Source organism: Microbacterium paraoxydans, from assembly GCF_900105335.1.
GTDB lineage: Bacteria > Actinomycetota > Actinomycetes > Actinomycetales > Microbacteriaceae > Microbacterium > Microbacterium paraoxydans.
In genome coordinates, this window is sequence record NZ_LT629770.1 from 1,242,232 (window position 1) to 1,256,032 (window position 13,801).

Consider the following 13,801-nt stretch of genomic DNA (forward strand, 5'->3'; position numbering starts at 1 on the left):
CCCGGGCGGAACCCGGGGCCTTCGCAGAAGCGCTGGTGCGCTGGAATTACTTGAGGGTGACGGTCGCGCCGGCCTCTTCCAGAGCAGCCTTGGCCTTCTCGGCCGTCTCCTTGTTGGCGCCCTCGAGGACGGCCTTCGGAGCACCGTCGACGACGGCCTTGGCCTCGCCGAGGCCGAGCGAGGTGAGCTCGCGGACAGCCTTGATGACCTGGATCTTCTTGTCGCCAGCAGCCTCGAGGATGACGTCGAAGGAGTCCTTCTCCTCCTCGGCCGCGGCCTCGCCTGCGCCGCCAGCGGCACCGGCGACGGCGACGGGAGCAGCAGCGGTGACCTCGAACTTCTCCTCGAACGCCTTCACGAACTCGTTGAGCTCGATGAGGGTCAGGCCGGCGAACTGCTCGAGCAGCTCCTCGGTGGAAAGCTTCGCCATGATGTATCTCCTAGATAGATGGGGTTTGTAGACGAGATCGCCGGTCGCTTACGCGGCCTCGGCGGTCTCCAGCTTTTCGCGAAGCGCGTCGATGGTGGCCGCAGCCTTGCCCATCGTCGCCTTCATCATGCCCGCGGCCTTCGCCAGCAGAACCTCGCGGCTCTCGAGCGAGGCGTACGTGTTGACCTCGTCGGCGGTGAGGGCCTTGCCCTCGAAGATGCCCGACTTGATCACGAGAAGCGGGTTGGCCTTGGCGAAGTCACGCAGAGCCTTGGCGGTGGCGACGAAGTCACCGTGCACGAACGCGACAGCCGACGGCCCCTTGAGGTCGTCGTCCAGCGCGGAGATGCCGGCCTTGTTGGCGGCGATCTTGGTCAGCGTGTTCTTCACCACGGCGTACTCAGCGTCCTGACGGATGCTGTTGCGCAGCTGCTTGAGCTGGGCAACCGTCAGACCGCGGTACTCGGTCAGCAGGACGGCGTTCGAGTTCTCGAATGACTTCGTGAGCTCGTTGACCGATGCATCCTTCTGCGCCATGGTCACTCCTTGGTGTGTACGAGGCGCCGCACGGTGGTGGGGCGCCGGCCTCCGACCCCCCTGCAAAGAGAAGAGCTCCGGCGCAAGCGCACGGAGCTCGGAAGTTCGTGACACCTGCGCGGGCCCCTGCGATGCAGAGCTTCGATCCTGTGCGCTCACGCGCACACGATGACCAGCGGTCTTCGGTTATGACCACTGTACCCCACCCCCACCTCTCCCCCAAATCCCCCCTCCTCTTCCCGTCGACCCCCCCCCTTTCCGTGCACCCCGGCCCCTTACGCCTGCACGTAGGCGGCCGGGGTGCGCGGAAAGGGGTGGGTCAAGGGCTCAACGGGCGAAGAGGCCGAAGGCACGGAAGTGCGCGTCGGCCGCGGCGAGGGAAGCGACGTCCGCGCTGGTCACCCGGGCCACCCGCCAGCCGGTGGTTCCGCGCACCCAGTCCTCGCGGATCTTCTCGTCCAACGCGACCCTCTCCGTGGTGCGGTCCCCGCGGAGCTCGTCATCCAGGTACTTATCCCGGCCGTCGCACTCCACGAAGGTGCGGCACTGGTCGACGGCGATGTCCATCCAGAACCGGCCGCCGCGCGGTCCGTCCACCGGTACCTGTAGACGCGGCCTGCCGAAGCCGAGCTGATGGAGCCGGTACCGCGTCACGCTCTCCAGAGGCAGTTGCGCGCGACCGTCGGCCAGACCCACGATCCGGCGCGCCTGCACGATGCCGCGGAGTCGCGGACGGCGCACCCGATCCGCGAGGTCGGCCAGGAGAGCCTGCTCCGCGGTGTCGTCGAACTCCCACGGGTCACCGCCGACCAGAGCGAGGGCGGCATCCGCGCCCGCGAGGGCCGCCTCGGGAGAGACCGTGCGGGCGAGGTCGACGACCGTCCGGGCGAGGGAGGTGCAGCGGATGCCGTCGCGCTCCACGATGTCGCCGGGGTAAACAGTGCCCTCGTGCCGCAGGATCCCGGACGTGCTGTGGCGACGGTCGGGCGGGGCCGTCACATGGACCCTGGTCGGACGCACCCGGTACAGCGGCAGTCCCCACAGCACCGCGGCCGAGGTATGCGAGAACACAGGCCGCGTCCCCGAGGCCGCGAGATCGGCGGCCACCACCTCCGCACGATGCCGGGACTCCGGGGCCAGCTCGCTCCAGGTCCGCAGCGCGAGGTACCACCCACGGCGCACATGATGCAGCTGCCGCCCTTCCACCGCGGCGTGGAGCGTCCGAGACGCCCAGCCCTCCTCCTCCAGCCGTCGACGACCGAGGAGCATCCCCCTGATCTCCTCCACACTCACCTGTCTCATCCCCCGACCCTTCCCTCTCCTCTCGCCACTCCCCCGCCTTCCCACCGTTCTCCACACCCTTCTCTCCCCTCCCGCCCCCTGTGCAGTAACCGTCCTCGCCCGCCGACCCACCCCCTTGCGTTCGAGCCACCCCCTTGCGCGCGTGCGTAGGGGGCCGGGACGCACGCAAGGGGGTGGGTCGGCGGGAGGGGGCGGCGTGTACGACGGGTACGGGGGTGGGGGAGAGTTAGAGTCTTCTGGTGACCCCGGAACTCCAAGCTCGCATCGTCGCGGACTCGCGCGACCGCGTGGCATGGATGAGGGCACGATCCCGCGGCATCACGGCCACTGACGTCGCCGGACTCACGAGCGAGCGCTCGATCGCCCGTGCTGCCGACGCCAAGCTCGGCGGCGGGCCGCGGTTCGGCGGTAACGCCTACACCGACCACGGCCGACGCCGCGAGCCGGAGATCGCCGCCTGGGTCGCGGCCACGCACGGCATCTTCCCCTCCTCCGCGCTGTTCCGCGCCGAGGTCGAGCACCGCCACCTGGCGACGCCCGATGGCATCTCGGTGGACGCGGACGGTCGTGTCAGCCTCGCGGAGATCAAGACCACCAACAAGGCCTTCCGGGGGATCCCCCGCACCTACCTGCGCCAGGTGTGGTGGCAGCAGCACGTGCTGGGCGCCGAGCGCACCCTGTTCGTCTGGGAGGAGCACGTCGACTTCTCCCCCGTCCACGACGAGCCCCGCTGCGTCTGGATCGACCGCGACGAGCGCGAGATCGCGAAGCTCGTGGGGCTCGCCACCGACCTCATCGACGAGCTGTACCGCCGCACGACGGGACGCACGGTCCCGGCCCGCTCCGCCACTCCCCTGGACAGCCGTCGCGAGCAGCTCCGCGAGCGCGACGCCTTCCGCGCCCTCGCCCTCGCCGACTGAGCGGACGGCGCGTGCTCACGTGCATGTGTTGTTCCCGCCCAGACCGAGCAGTCCGCCCACCGACAGCGTTCGCGTCGCGGCGGGCGAGACCCAGGACGTTCCGGGGAGAACGGCCTCGACCCGCACCGTGTTGGACGAGCCGAGCAGGCTTCCGAGCAAGGTGCTCAGCAGGCCCGAGCTGATCGTGGTCGAGTACGTGTACGGCCCGCTCCCGCTCTGACTGACCGAGCCGTTGTCGACGACGACGGTGTTGATCGACAGCCGCTGCTGCGCCTTCAGGTACGGCGAGGTCCAGGTGATCGTGAAGCCGGTGAAGGTGCCGAGCAGGCTCGTCACCGTGCAGGAGCTGATGGACGGCGCGACAAGCCGCGATGCGGTGAAGGATCCCGCGGCGTGTTCGACATCCGTGAAGCGCGCCGCCGTGGACTCGACGGACGACGCGGAGAAGGCGGCACAGAGCAGGGCGACCGCGACGACCCCGGCGCCCCTCCGTCGATCGCGCTTCATCGCGGCACCTCCCCACCGCCAGAACGGCGCCGACCGGCGCCGAGGGCGGCGCCGCCGACCACGACCAGCCCCGCCGCCACGATCAGGGGCGCGATCCCCGGCGAGGGCCCCGTCGTCGCGAGCCCGCCGCCCGGGCCGGCGAGCACCGTCTCCCCCGCCCCATGCGCGACGACCTGCACCTCGGTCGTCCCAGCACCATCCGCAGGATCCAGCGCGATCGCGAGACGGAGGTGGGCGGTCTCGGAATGTGCGATCTCGGTCACCGGCACCTCGGCACCGTCCCGGGGGATGCTCCAGTCATCGCGGACGACCGTCGAACCGGACGCGCACCCCGAGGCACCCCAGGGTTCGGAACACAGCGCGATGTCCACCCGGAGGCGGGCGTCTCCCGTCGCCCGCACGCCGATGCGGATCCGTCCGGGCTCCTCGGCGTCGGCGCTGACCTCGACATCCCACTGCACGGGCTGGCCGGGAAGCAAGCCTCCGGCGGAGTCCCAGTCCGCGATCGAGACGAGCCGCAGCACGTCGCCCTGGATCACCTCCGATGTCGGCTCCGCCCGGGCGACGCTCGGAACCGCCACGGCGAGCAGGAGAGGCGCCGCGAAGAGGGCCGCCACCCCGCGCCGTCTCACGACCCCTCCGTGCGCACCGGGGCCCGCCGCGGCGTCCGCGGCCAGAAGGCCCAGACCACGAGCGCCGTCGCCGCGATCGTCAGCACGGCGAGGACCACCGGGTCACCCAGCGCCACCACCACGGCGGCCGCCCCTGGCACCGCGAAGAGCACCGTGCGGACGGAGGACACCGGGTACGCGACGGGATCCTCCGCCGCGTTGGCGTCGCCGCGCAGGGTGAGCATCCGCTCGTCCTCGGCGGCTCCCGGTTCGACGGCCGTGACGCGATGGGTCACCGGGAGCTCACCGGGCCGGTCGACCGTCACGACGTCCCCGACCTCGACCTCCTCCGCGGGCACGCGCTGCACGACCGCCACGGAGCCGGCGGGGATCGTCGGCGCCATCGATCCCGTCCGGAACAGGATGAGCGTGATCTGCGACGTCGCGGCGAGGATCACGAGGACGATGCAGATGGTGCCGGCCGCAGCGGCGCACCACAGGAGGAGATCGCCCAGCATCCTCCGCCCGCGTCCGCGAGCCCCGACCGCCTCGCCGGTCCGTGCTCGCCCTTCCCGACGGGTCGTGGTCATGACGACGTTCCCTGGATCTGCCAGGTCTGGGTCATCGTGAGCCCTTGCGCGCCGTTCCCCGCCGCCGTGGGCAGGGTCACCGCGAAGCAGTAGTTCACCTGCGCCGCCCCGTTCGCCGCGACCGCCTGCGTCGTCGTCCCCGCCGTCGTGAGGGTGGACCCGTCAGGAACGACAGCGGTCCCCGCCGGATACGTCGCCGCCGTGCAGGAGGTTCCGGTTATCGTCCGCACCCCATAGGTGAGATACGTCGCCAATCCCGTTCCACCCGGTGTTCCCGGCGTGAGCTGCAGCACCCCGGCCACCGAGGGGCTCGCGGTCCGCACGCTGAACAGCGCGTACGTCGTCGTTCCCGGTGCCATGGCGGTGGGCGGCAGCTGGAAGTTCAGCGCGGCCGCCGTTCCCGCCGTCGCGTGACTGGAGAAGGTCGTCCCGTCGGTGGCCCCGACGATGTCGAAGCGGCCCGCCGTGAAGGTCGCGGCGCCGTGTTCGGAGTCGTTCCAGGCGGCGAGGGTCGCGGTCGCGCCGACGCCCAGCACGAGACCCCCGGCGAGTATCGCCCGGATCCGGCGGGAGCGCATCCGTCCCTTCTCCCGCCTCACTCTGCGGGTGTCCATGAAGACTCAGCTCGTGGACGTGGCCGTGAACTTCCACGTGGCGTCCGTCACCAACCCGGGCTCCAGCGCGGCATCCGCCGTCACGGCGAAGCAGAGCTGCACCGCGGTGCCGGCCGTGTCGGCGGTCGCGCCCTCGGTGAGAGGTACGGTCGTCACACCGGTCTGCGCGTCGAGCGTGGCCCCGGTCGCGATGGGGGTGCCGACCGCCGAGGCCGCGTCGCATGTCGCCCCCGGCGCGAGTTGATAGACCGCGTAGGACAGATGGTCCGTGTTCGAACTCGCCGCCGGGTCCGCGGTCGTCCCGTCGGCGACCAGATCCGCTCCCGTCGTCGTCCCGGCGGCGAGCCGCACCCAGAGGCCGGCGTAAACGGTGTCGGACGGCGACATATTGCCGACCACCCCCGCCGGCAGAGTGAAGGCCAGTGCCGCTGCCGTGTCGCCGTCATCCACGTTGTGGTCACTGAAAGTCGTGCCATCCGTGGAGCCCTCCAGGTCGAAGGCCCCGGCCGTGAACGTCCCGGTCGCGAACTCGGAGTCGTTCCAGGCGGCGAGAACTCCCGCCACCCCCACACCCAGGACGAGACCACCCGCGAGCACCGCAAGGACTTTTCGTTGCGTCGTCTTCGTCGCCATCTTTTCCCCCCTCAGGAATCCGGTCTGCGCGGATGCCCGACGAGTAGAGCTCAGGCCTCCCGCGTGCTGGTATATTGCCGGACCCCGGGGGCGAGGACAAGCCCCTCTTCGCGGCAGCCGTCGTCAGCCTCGCCCACGCGCCGACGCCGTCCCGGCCCCGTCAGGGTTCGCGAGCGAGCACCCGGCGCGCCTCCCCCGCGACCTCGGACGCGATCGTGTCGAGCAGCGCGGAGCGCAGGTTCCACTGCTGCCAGTACAGCGCCACGCGCAGGATCGGACCGCCCAGCGCCACGAGTCCCGGCACCTCCTGCAGCCGCGGCACCATCCCCCACCCCAGCCCGAGGCCGACGGCCAGCGCATAGTCGTGCGACGCCGGGACGTAGTGCCGGGGAACCCCGGCCGCCGGCACTCCCCGCGCGGCCAGCCACTCGTGCTGGAGGGTGTCCCGGCGGTCGAAGTCGACGAACGGCGCGTGCGCCAGAGCACCGGGGGTCACGCCGTCCGGGAACCATCGACGGGCGTAGGCGGCTTCGGCCATGGCGCGGTACTCGAGCACGCCGAGGGGCGTGACCGTGCACCCCGCGACCGCCGTGGCCTCGCTCGTGACCGCCGCCATGACGGTCCCCGATTCGAGCAGGCGCGCGGTGAAGTTCTGATCGTCGCGATGAAGATCCAGATCGATGTCGTGCACAGCCGAGAGCCGGGCCATCGGAGGGAGGAACCAGGTCGCCAGGGAGTCCGCATTGACGGCCAGGGGCACCGTGATGCGGCGCCCTCCACCGCCTTCCTCGATCCCGACCCCGGCAAGCGCATCCTGCTCGAGGAGGGCGATCTGCCGCGCGAGCCGCACGACGGATTCCCCCGCCTCGGTGAGGCGGACCGGCTTGCTGCGCACGAGGAGGATCCGCCCGAGTTGCTGCTCCAGCGCCTTGAGACGCTGACTGACCGCGGATGGGGTGACCTGCAGTCGACGCGACGCGGCATCGAGGGTGCCCTCGTCGGCGACGGCGGCCAGCGTGGCGGCGAGCTCCGGGTCGATCCTCACATCAGCGATGCTAATGGTGCGGAAGGAATCTTCGCTGCACCTCATGCTCAGCCCTCCTAGGCTCGACACATGCTCACCGTCCTCGCCGGTCTCGGCCTCGGTCTCTCCCTCATCGTCGCGATCGGCGCGCAGAACGTCTTCGTGCTGCGTCAGGGCATCCGGCGCGAGCACGTCCTCGCCGTCGTGATCGTGTGCGCGCTCTCCGACGCCGTGCTGATCATCGCCGGCGTCGCCGGGCTCGGGTTCGTGCTGTCCGCCGCCCCCTGGCTCGTCGTCGTGGCTCGCTGGGCAGGGGCGCTGTTCCTGCTCGGGTACGGCCTGCTCGCGGCGCGGCGGGCCTGGCGTGGCGGCGAGGAGCTGGTGGTCGACGGGGGCGACGCCCCGGTCCTCGAGGCGTCCGGGGGCACCGGCACGCTCACCCGCACCCGCCTCGCCCCGGTGATCCTCACGACGCTGGCGTTGACGTGGCTGAACCCGCACGTGTACCTCGACACGGTGCTGATGCTCGGGTCGATCGCGGCGACGCACGGCGAGGAGCGGTGGCTGTTCGCGGCGGGGGCGGTCGCGGCGAGCATCCTCTGGTTCACCGCCCTCGGCTTCGGCGCCCGCTACCTCGGACGGTGGCTGCGCACCCCGCGCTCCTGGCGCCTCCTCGACGCGGTGATCGCGGTCGTGATGATCACGCTCGCGGTGAGCCTCGTGCTCCCGGTGCTGGGCGCCTAGGCGTTCACCCGGCCTCGATCTGCGTCACCCGCGCCCGGATGAGCGCGCGGACCGCCTCCACCGGCAGGGGGTGCTCCGGCTGGAACCGGATCGTCCCCTTGTCGAGGCTGACCCCGGGGTGACCGTCGAGGACGCCCGCCACGGCGGCGACCGCCTCGGGGCTGAACGGGTAGACGCCGATGTGCTTCTTCGCACGCATCACCGAGAGCAGCGGCTTGCCGTCGTACACGAGCGCCGGCATGCCGTAGCCGGTGCCCTGTTCCGCCTCCGGCACCTCCTCCGTGGCGATCGCGTACACGCCATCGATCACCGCACGGTCTGCGGCGTCGAGATCGGTCAGGTAGTCGTCGATGGTGCCCACGCACCGCATCCTGCCACCGATCGCCCGCGGGGTCGAGGACTCACGCGCCGTCGAGGGGCCGGAGGATGCGGGTGAGGAACCGCTGCGTGCGCTCGTGATGCGGAGCGCTGAACAGCTCGGCGGGCGGCCCCTGCTCGACGACGACGCCGTCGTCCAGGAAGAGCACATGGTCTGCGGCCTCGCGGGCGAAGCTCAGCTCGTGGGTGACGACGGCCATCGTCCATCCCTCATCGGCGAGCTCCTTGATGACGAGCAGCACCTCTCCCACGAGCTCCGGGTCGAGCGCGCTCGTCGGCTCGTCGAACAGCAGCAGGTCCGGCTGCAGGGCCAGTGCCCGCACGATGCCCACCCGCTGCTGCTGCCCGCCGGAGAGCTGATGCGGCCGCGCGTCCGCCTTGTCGGCGAGACCGACCCGGGCGAGCAGCGCCTGCGCCTCGGCGACGACCTCGGCCTTCGGACGGCCCTGCACCCGCCACGGCCCTTCGATCACGTTCTCCAGCACGGTCAGGTGCGGGAAGAGGTTGTGATGCTGGAACACCATCGCCGACCGATCACGCAACGCGAGCCGCTGCTGCTTCGCGACGCGGGGCTTCGGGCGGATCTCCGGTGCGAAGTCGATCTCCGGGCCCCCGGCCATCGCGATGGTGCCGGCGTCCGGGGTCTCCAGGCCGTTCAGGGCGCGCAGGACGGTCGTCTTCCCCGAGCCGCTGGGCCCGATGAGCACCACGACCTCGCCGCGGTGCAGGGTGAGGTCGAAGCCGCGCAGCACCTCGGTGGTGCCGAAGCTCTTGTGCAGGCCCCGTGCGGTGAGCAGCGGTTCGGCCGTGGGGTCAGTGCGCGACACGACTGTCGAGCCTCCTCTCCAGGGCGCTCTGCCCGAAGGAGAGCACCAGGCAGATCACCCAGTAGACCAGCGCCGCAGCCAGGTACAGCACCATGAACTCGAGCGTGGCGGAGGCGATCTGCTGCGCCACCTTGAACAGCTCCGTCACGAGGATCAGCGAGGTGAGGGAGGTGTCCTTCACGAGCGAGATGAACGTGTTGGACAGCGGCGGCACCGACACCCGGGCGGCCTGCGGCAGGATGATGCGGGTCAACGTGCGGGTGCGGTTCATCCCCAGCGTGTACGCGGCCTCCCACTGCCCCTTCGGGACCGAGAGGATCGCCGCCCGCACGACCTCGGCGCCGTAGCCGCCGACGTTGAGCGAGAGTGCGATGATGGCGCTCGGCCACGGATCGAGGGTCACCCCGACGGACGGCAGGCCGAAGAAGATCACGAAGAGCTGCACGAGCATCGGCGTGCCGCGGATCACCGAGATGTAGAACCGCGCGATGCCGGACACGACTGGATGCACCGAGATCCGCATCAGCGCCATGCCGATCGCGATCACGAGCCCCAGGACGAACGACACCAGGGCGAGCGGGATCGTCGCCGTCAGCCCCGCCCAGGCGATCGGCCCGAGCGAGGAGAAGAAGAGCTCCCAGGGATTCTGCATCGCCTACTGCGAGACGTCTTCGCCGAAGTACTTCTCGCTGATCTCGGCCAGGGTGCCGTCGGCACGGAGCTTGTCGAGCGCCTCGTCGACCGCATCGACGAGCGCCTCCTTGTCCTTCGTGAACACGAAGGCCTGCTCCCCGGCGTCGTCGGTCTCCGCGGCGATCTTCAGGCCCGTCGGGCTGTTGGTCGTCTCGTAGTCGAGGAAGGTCAGCTTGTCGTTGACGGTCGCGTCCACCCGCCCCTGGCGGAGGAGCTCCACGGCCTGCGCCCAGCCCTCGACGCCCTCGACCTTGGCACCGGACTCGGTGGCCAGCTCGTACCAGTTGCTCGTGAGGGACTGGGCCGTCGTCTTGCCCTCGAGGTCGTCGAAGGAGGAGATGGAATCGTCGTCCTCCTTGACCACGATCACGCCGGGCGACACCGTGTACGGGGTGCTGAAGAGGTACTTCGCCTCGCGCTCGTCGTTGATCGACACCTGGTTCGCGATCACGTCGAAGCGGCCGGCATCGAGGCCCGCGAAGATCGCGTCCCACTGGGTCTCCTGGAACTCGACCTTCAGGCCGAGCTCGTCGGCGACGGCCTGGATGATCTCGACGTCGTAGCCGGTGAGATCGCCGGAGCCGCCGTCGGCGTGGAAGCTGAACGGGCGGTAGGTGCCCTCGGTCGCGACCGTCAGCGTGCCGTCCTTGACCAGGCCGAAGTCGGAGCCGGCGGCACTCTCCCCGTCGGTGCTCGCAGGCGTGCTCGAGCCGCTGCAGGCGGTCAGGGCCGCGGCGGCGACGACGAGTGCGGTGACGGCGATGAGACGACGGGACATGGACCCTCCTGGGGCGAGAAAGCGCGGATGCGAGTTTACGCGACGACCGCGGGAACTCCCCCACAGTACGCGGCGCCTCCGACCTTGCCCGCATCGGATGACGCCGGATGTCGGGGCGGCGAGGCCTCCGGGAACGCAGAACGCCCCCGAGGAGGACCCGGGGGCGTTCGGTGCGACGGGTGCGAGACCCGTCGACGCGTCAGATGGCGTTGACGTCCAGCGGGATGCCGGGGCCGAACGTGGTCGACACCGCACCCTTCTGGATGTAACGGCCCTTGGCGCTGGACGGCTTGAGGCGGACGATCTCCTCGAGAGCGGCGTCGATGTTCTCGTTCAGCTGCTCGGCCGAGAACGAGGCCTTGCCGATGACGAAGTGCACGTTGGCGTGCTTGTCGACGCGGAACTCGATCTTTCCGCCCTTGATCTCCTCGACGGCCTTGGCCGGGTTCGGAGTAACGGTGCCGGTCTTCGGGTTCGGCATCAGGCCACGGGGACCGAGCACCTTGCCGAGACGGCCGACCTGGCCCATGAGCTCCGGGGTCGAGACCGCGGAGTCGAAGTTGGTCCAGCCGTCGGCGACCTTCTGGATGAGCTCGGCGCCGCCGACCTCATCGGCGCCGGCGGCGATAGCAGCCTCGGCCGCGGGTCCGGTGGCGAACACGATAACGCGGGCGGTCTTACCGGTGCCGTGGGGCAGGATGACGGTGCCGCGCACCATCTGGTCCGCCTTGCGGGGGTCGACGGCGAGCTTCAGCGCGACCTCGACGGTCGAGTCGAACTTCGCCGAACCGGTCTCCTTCGCGAGCGCGACGGCCTCGGACGGCGTGTAGAAACGGTCTGCCTCGATCTTCTCGGCGGCAGCCTTGTAAGCCTTGGACTTGGTAGCCATGATTATTCTCCTCAGCCCTCGACCGTGATGCCCATGGAACGGGCGGTGCCGGCGATGATCTTCGAGGCGGCCTCGATGTCGTTCGCGTTCAGGTCGGCCTGCTTCTGCTCGGCGATCTGACGGACCTGGTCCTTGGTGATCTTGCCGACCTTGACGGTGTGCGGGGTGGCCGAAGCCTTCTGCACGCCGGCCGCCTTCTTGATGAGCTCCGCTGCCGGCGGGGTCTTCAGGACGAAGGTGAAGCTGCGGTCCTCGTAGACGGTGATCTCGACGGGGATGACGTTGCCGCGCTGCGACTCGGTCGCGGCGTTGTACGCCTTGCAGAACTCCATGATGTTGACGCCATGCTGACCGAGCGCGGGGCCGATCGGCGGCGCCGGGTTGGCGGCACCGGCGTTGATCTGAAGCTTGATCAGGCCGGTCACCTTCTTCTTCGGTGCCATTCTCTTTCCTTTCCTCGAGGCGGATGCGAGCATCCGCTTCTCCCACGGCTCCGGCCTCTCCGGCCCGTGGTCGTCTGCGCGCCCTTCGACAAGCTCAGGGACCCATGCGGGCTATCGCACAAACCACGTAAGTCTACCTGATCTCTCCCCCGCTGGCGAGCCGGCCCCTTCCGTACGAGCCGGCCCGTTGCGTACGTCCGCAAGGGGCCGGGAGGCACGAAAGGGGGTGGGTCGACGGAAAGAAAACGGCCGCCCCGGAAGGGACGGCCGTTCTCGAGACAGTGTCAGATCATCTTGGTGACCTGGTCGAACGACAGCTCGACCGGGGTCTCGCGCTCGAAGAGGGAGACGAGGACCGTGAGCTTGCCGCTCTCCGGCTTGATCTCGCTGATCGAACCGGGAAGACCCGCGAACGAGCCCTCCTTGATCGTGATGGTCTCGCCGATCTCGAAGTCGACCTCGGCGGGAAGCGGGCGGGCGACGGCGACGCCGCCCTTGGCCGCGATGTTCTTGGCGGTCGGGACGTCCTTGACCTCGACGAGGGACTTCAGCATGTTGAAGGCCTCTTCGAAGCGCAGCGGCGTCGGGTTGTGGGCGTTGCCCACGAAGCCGGTGACGCCGGGGGTGTGCCGCACGACCGACCAGGTGTCTTCCGTGAGCTCCATGCGCACCAGCACGTAGCCGGGGATGCGCACACGGGTGACCATCTTGCGCTGGCCGTTCTTGATCTCGACGACGTCCTCCATCGGGACCTCGACCTGGTAGATCTCGTCCTCGACCTCGAGCGTCGACTTGCGCTGCTCGATGTTCGCCTTGACCTTGCGCTCGAAGCCGGCGTACGAGTGGATGACGTACCACTTGCCGGGGAGCATGCGCAGGTCCATGCGGAAGGCCTCGTACGGGTCTTCCTCGGAAGCCGACTCGTCGTCGTCGGACTCGGCGGCGGGACGGTCGTCCTCGCCGTTCACGTCAGGTCCCTCGTACGGGGTGACCTCGTCGGCCGCCTCGGCCTCCTGCTCCGCGACCTCCTCGGCCACGGAATCGTTGAGGACCTCGGCGGCGGCTTCGGACTCCGCGGCTTCGTCCAGGTTCAGAGCGTCGTTCACGATGGCGTCCGCCTCCGGGTCGTCGATGTCGATGTCGATGTCTTCCGTCTCCTGCTCGCCGTCCTCGTCCTCGACGTGGACCGCGACGTGCTCGGCAGAGGTGACCGAGAGCTCCTCGGCGGCGAGCACGTTGCCCTCCTGGGCCTCGTCCTCCTCGCTGGACTGCTCTGCGGCGGTCGCCCAGTCGGCGTCGTCGGAATATCGTTCAGACACGTTGCTTCTTCTCCATAGCTGCGGCTGTCGCCGCGGGGGTCATCAGCCAGGGATTCCGAACACGTAGTGCGTCAGGAGCCCGAAGACGTAGTCGAGACCGTAGACGATGCCCATGACGATCAGGACGAAGACGAGCACCACACCCGTGAACTTGAAAAGCTCCTTGCGGGTCGGGGTGACGACCTTGCGCAGTTCGGCGATGACCTGGCGGATGAACAGGGCGATGCCCCCGAAGAACCGGGAGAAGGGGTTGCCCTTCTTCTGGCGCGTGGCGCCGGCCGCGACGACGTCGCCGCGCGGTTCGTCCTGATCCATCCTGAATGTACCTTTCGTGTGTCAGCGTGCGCTGACGCGCAGGGCGGACAGGAATCGAACCTGCAACCTGCGGTTTTGGAGACCGCTGCTCTGCCAATTGAGCTACCGCCCTAGAGACCCGGAGGTCTCGGGGATGCCCTCCCCACCCTGCCACCGGCCGATGTCGTAGACGCCAGGCACGGCGAAAGAATGCAGAGAACAACTGCTCACCAAGCATACGGCATCGATCCGGTGGTGCCGAACAGGA

19 protein-coding genes and 1 tRNA gene are annotated in these 13,801 nt (G+C 69.6%); 2 read left to right on the plus strand and 18 right to left on the minus strand.

The features are described from left to right. Nucleotides 1–46: 46 nt before the first annotated feature. From rplL to BLU02_RS06225, 3 genes are all read right to left on the minus strand, one after another. Nucleotides 47–430 (minus strand): 50S ribosomal protein L7/L12, encoded by a 384-nt coding sequence (gene rplL / locus BLU02_RS06215; protein ID WP_025104227.1) that lies wholly within the window; start codon nucleotides 428–430, stop codon nucleotides 47–49. 48 nt (nucleotides 431–478) lie between these two features. Next, the gene (rplJ, locus tag BLU02_RS06220) at nucleotides 479–967 is read right to left on the minus strand and encodes a 50S ribosomal protein L10 (protein ID WP_025104226.1); all 489 of its coding nucleotides are present in this window, start codon (nucleotides 965–967) and stop codon (nucleotides 479–481) included. A 327-nt stretch (nucleotides 968–1,294) separates the two neighbouring features. Then, nucleotides 1,295–2,269 carry a hypothetical protein gene (locus BLU02_RS06225; RefSeq protein ID WP_157547024.1) on the minus strand — a complete coding sequence of 325 codons (975 nt, stop codon included), beginning with the start codon at nucleotides 2,267–2,269 and terminating at the stop codon, nucleotides 1,295–1,297. Nucleotides 2,270–2,508: 239 nt separating this feature from the next. Between BLU02_RS06225 and BLU02_RS06235 the strand changes: the two genes are divergently transcribed. Continuing rightward, a complete protein-coding gene (locus BLU02_RS06235; protein WP_060923575.1) occupies nucleotides 2,509–3,189 on the plus strand; it encodes a YqaJ viral recombinase family protein in 681 nt (226 codons plus the stop codon). 15 nt (nucleotides 3,190–3,204) lie between these two features. On the opposite strand, the gene BLU02_RS06240 is transcribed toward BLU02_RS06235, so the two are convergent. From BLU02_RS06240 to BLU02_RS06265, 6 genes are all read right to left on the minus strand, one after another. Then, on the minus strand, nucleotides 3,205–3,696 hold the full coding sequence (locus tag BLU02_RS06240) for a hypothetical protein (RefSeq protein ID WP_060923576.1): 492 nt from the start codon (nucleotides 3,694–3,696) through the stop codon (nucleotides 3,205–3,207). After that, nucleotides 3,693–4,313, minus strand: coding sequence for a hypothetical protein (locus BLU02_RS06245; RefSeq protein WP_083370908.1), 621 nt, complete (start codon nucleotides 4,311–4,313; stop codon nucleotides 3,693–3,695). The genes BLU02_RS06240 and BLU02_RS06245 overlap by 4 nt, the downstream gene beginning before the upstream one ends. Nucleotides 4,314–4,324: 11 nt before the next feature. Next, the gene (locus BLU02_RS06250; protein WP_060923004.1) at nucleotides 4,325–4,897 is read right to left on the minus strand and encodes a signal peptidase I; all 573 of its coding nucleotides are present in this window, start codon (nucleotides 4,895–4,897) and stop codon (nucleotides 4,325–4,327) included. Then, a complete protein-coding gene (locus BLU02_RS06255; RefSeq protein WP_231919651.1) occupies nucleotides 4,894–5,475 on the minus strand; it encodes a SipW-dependent-type signal peptide-containing protein in 582 nt (193 codons plus the stop codon). Before BLU02_RS06255 ends, BLU02_RS06250 begins: the two co-directional genes overlap by 4 nt. A 42-nt stretch (nucleotides 5,476–5,517) precedes the next feature. Continuing rightward, complete coding sequence (locus tag BLU02_RS06260) at nucleotides 5,518–6,144, minus strand: SipW-dependent-type signal peptide-containing protein (protein ID WP_060923006.1); 627 nt, start codon at nucleotides 6,142–6,144, stop codon at nucleotides 5,518–5,520. Nucleotides 6,145–6,304: 160 nt separating this feature from the next. After that, on the minus strand, nucleotides 6,305–7,189 hold the full coding sequence (locus BLU02_RS06265; RefSeq protein WP_174521452.1) for a LysR family transcriptional regulator ArgP: 885 nt from the start codon (nucleotides 7,187–7,189) through the stop codon (nucleotides 6,305–6,307). 69 nt (nucleotides 7,190–7,258) lie between these two features. Between BLU02_RS06265 and lysE the strand changes: the two genes are divergently transcribed. Beyond that, nucleotides 7,259–7,912: an L-lysine exporter gene (gene lysE / locus BLU02_RS06270; protein WP_060923008.1), complete on the plus strand. Its 654-nt coding sequence runs from the start codon at nucleotides 7,259–7,261 to the stop codon at nucleotides 7,910–7,912. Between the two features lie 4 nt (nucleotides 7,913–7,916). On the opposite strand, the gene BLU02_RS06275 is transcribed toward lysE, so the two are convergent. The 9 genes from BLU02_RS06275 to BLU02_RS06315 all read right to left on the minus strand — a co-directional run bounded on the left by BLU02_RS06275 (nucleotide 7,917) and on the right by BLU02_RS06315 (nucleotide 13,666). Further along, nucleotides 7,917–8,273, minus strand: a complete 357-nt coding sequence (locus tag BLU02_RS06275; RefSeq protein WP_060923009.1) for an iron chaperone — start codon at nucleotides 8,271–8,273, stop codon at nucleotides 7,917–7,919. 40 nt (nucleotides 8,274–8,313) lie between these two features. Next, on the minus strand, nucleotides 8,314–9,117 hold the full coding sequence (locus tag BLU02_RS06280; RefSeq protein ID WP_060923010.1) for an amino acid ABC transporter ATP-binding protein: 804 nt from the start codon (nucleotides 9,115–9,117) through the stop codon (nucleotides 8,314–8,316). Further along, nucleotides 9,104–9,769, minus strand: a complete 666-nt coding sequence (locus tag BLU02_RS06285) for an amino acid ABC transporter permease (protein ID WP_060923011.1) — start codon at nucleotides 9,767–9,769, stop codon at nucleotides 9,104–9,106. The genes BLU02_RS06280 and BLU02_RS06285 overlap by 14 nt, the downstream gene beginning before the upstream one ends. Nucleotides 9,770–9,772: 3 nt before the next feature. Then, entirely contained in the window at nucleotides 9,773–10,588 is an 816-nt protein-coding gene (locus BLU02_RS06290) for an amino acid ABC transporter substrate-binding protein (protein ID WP_060923012.1), read from the minus strand. A 199-nt stretch (nucleotides 10,589–10,787) separates the two neighbouring features. Next, on the minus strand, nucleotides 10,788–11,477 hold the full coding sequence (gene rplA, locus BLU02_RS06295; protein ID WP_025102336.1) for a 50S ribosomal protein L1: 690 nt from the start codon (nucleotides 11,475–11,477) through the stop codon (nucleotides 10,788–10,790). An 11-nt stretch (nucleotides 11,478–11,488) separates the two neighbouring features. Next, a complete protein-coding gene (gene rplK, locus BLU02_RS06300; RefSeq protein ID WP_025102337.1) occupies nucleotides 11,489–11,920 on the minus strand; it encodes a 50S ribosomal protein L11 in 432 nt (143 codons plus the stop codon). A 284-nt stretch (nucleotides 11,921–12,204) separates the two neighbouring features. Beyond that, the gene (gene nusG / locus BLU02_RS06305; RefSeq protein ID WP_060923013.1) at nucleotides 12,205–13,239 is read right to left on the minus strand and encodes a transcription termination/antitermination protein NusG; all 1,035 of its coding nucleotides are present in this window, start codon (nucleotides 13,237–13,239) and stop codon (nucleotides 12,205–12,207) included. Nucleotides 13,240–13,281: 42 nt separating this feature from the next. Then, a complete protein-coding gene (secE, locus tag BLU02_RS06310; RefSeq protein ID WP_025102339.1) occupies nucleotides 13,282–13,554 on the minus strand; it encodes a preprotein translocase subunit SecE in 273 nt (90 codons plus the stop codon). 39 nt (nucleotides 13,555–13,593) lie between these two features. Further along, nucleotides 13,594–13,666: transfer RNA gene (locus BLU02_RS06315), tRNA-Trp, on the minus strand. Between the last annotated feature and the right edge of the window lie 135 nt (nucleotides 13,667–13,801).

What these genes read in the sequence shown, in the direction of transcription:
- rplL (WP_025104227.1), bottom strand. Translation starts at nt 430, where the DNA reads ATGGCGAAGCTTTCCACCGAGGAGCTGCTCGAGCAGTTCGCCGGCCTG.
- rplJ (WP_025104226.1), bottom strand. Translation starts at nt 967, where the DNA reads ATGGCGCAGAAGGATGCATCGGTCAACGAGCTCACGAAGTCATTCGAG.
- BLU02_RS06225 (WP_157547024.1), bottom strand. Translation starts at nt 2,269, where the DNA reads ATGAGACAGGTGAGTGTGGAGGAGATCAGGGGGATGCTCCTCGGTCGT.
- BLU02_RS06240 (WP_060923576.1), bottom strand. Translation starts at nt 3,696, where the DNA reads ATGAAGCGCGATCGACGGAGGGGCGCCGGGGTCGTCGCGGTCGCCCTG.
- BLU02_RS06250 (WP_060923004.1), bottom strand. Translation starts at nt 4,897, where the DNA reads ATGACCACGACCCGTCGGGAAGGGCGAGCACGGACCGGCGAGGCGGTC.
- BLU02_RS06255 (WP_231919651.1), bottom strand. Translation starts at nt 5,475, where the DNA reads ATGCGCTCCCGCCGGATCCGGGCGATACTCGCCGGGGGTCTCGTGCTG.
- BLU02_RS06260 (WP_060923006.1), bottom strand. Translation starts at nt 6,144, where the DNA reads ATGGCGACGAAGACGACGCAACGAAAAGTCCTTGCGGTGCTCGCGGGT.
- lysE (WP_060923008.1), top strand. Translation starts at nt 7,259, where the DNA reads ATGCTCACCGTCCTCGCCGGTCTCGGCCTCGGTCTCTCCCTCATCGTC.
- BLU02_RS06285 (WP_060923011.1), bottom strand. Translation starts at nt 9,769, where the DNA reads ATGCAGAATCCCTGGGAGCTCTTCTTCTCCTCGCTCGGGCCGATCGCC.
- BLU02_RS06290 (WP_060923012.1), bottom strand. Translation starts at nt 10,588, where the DNA reads ATGTCCCGTCGTCTCATCGCCGTCACCGCACTCGTCGTCGCCGCCGCG.
- rplA (WP_025102336.1), bottom strand. Translation starts at nt 11,477, where the DNA reads ATGGCTACCAAGTCCAAGGCTTACAAGGCTGCCGCCGAGAAGATCGAG.
- rplK (WP_025102337.1), bottom strand. Translation starts at nt 11,920, where the DNA reads ATGGCACCGAAGAAGAAGGTGACCGGCCTGATCAAGCTTCAGATCAAC.
- secE (WP_025102339.1), bottom strand. Translation starts at nt 13,554, where the DNA reads ATGGATCAGGACGAACCGCGCGGCGACGTCGTCGCGGCCGGCGCCACG.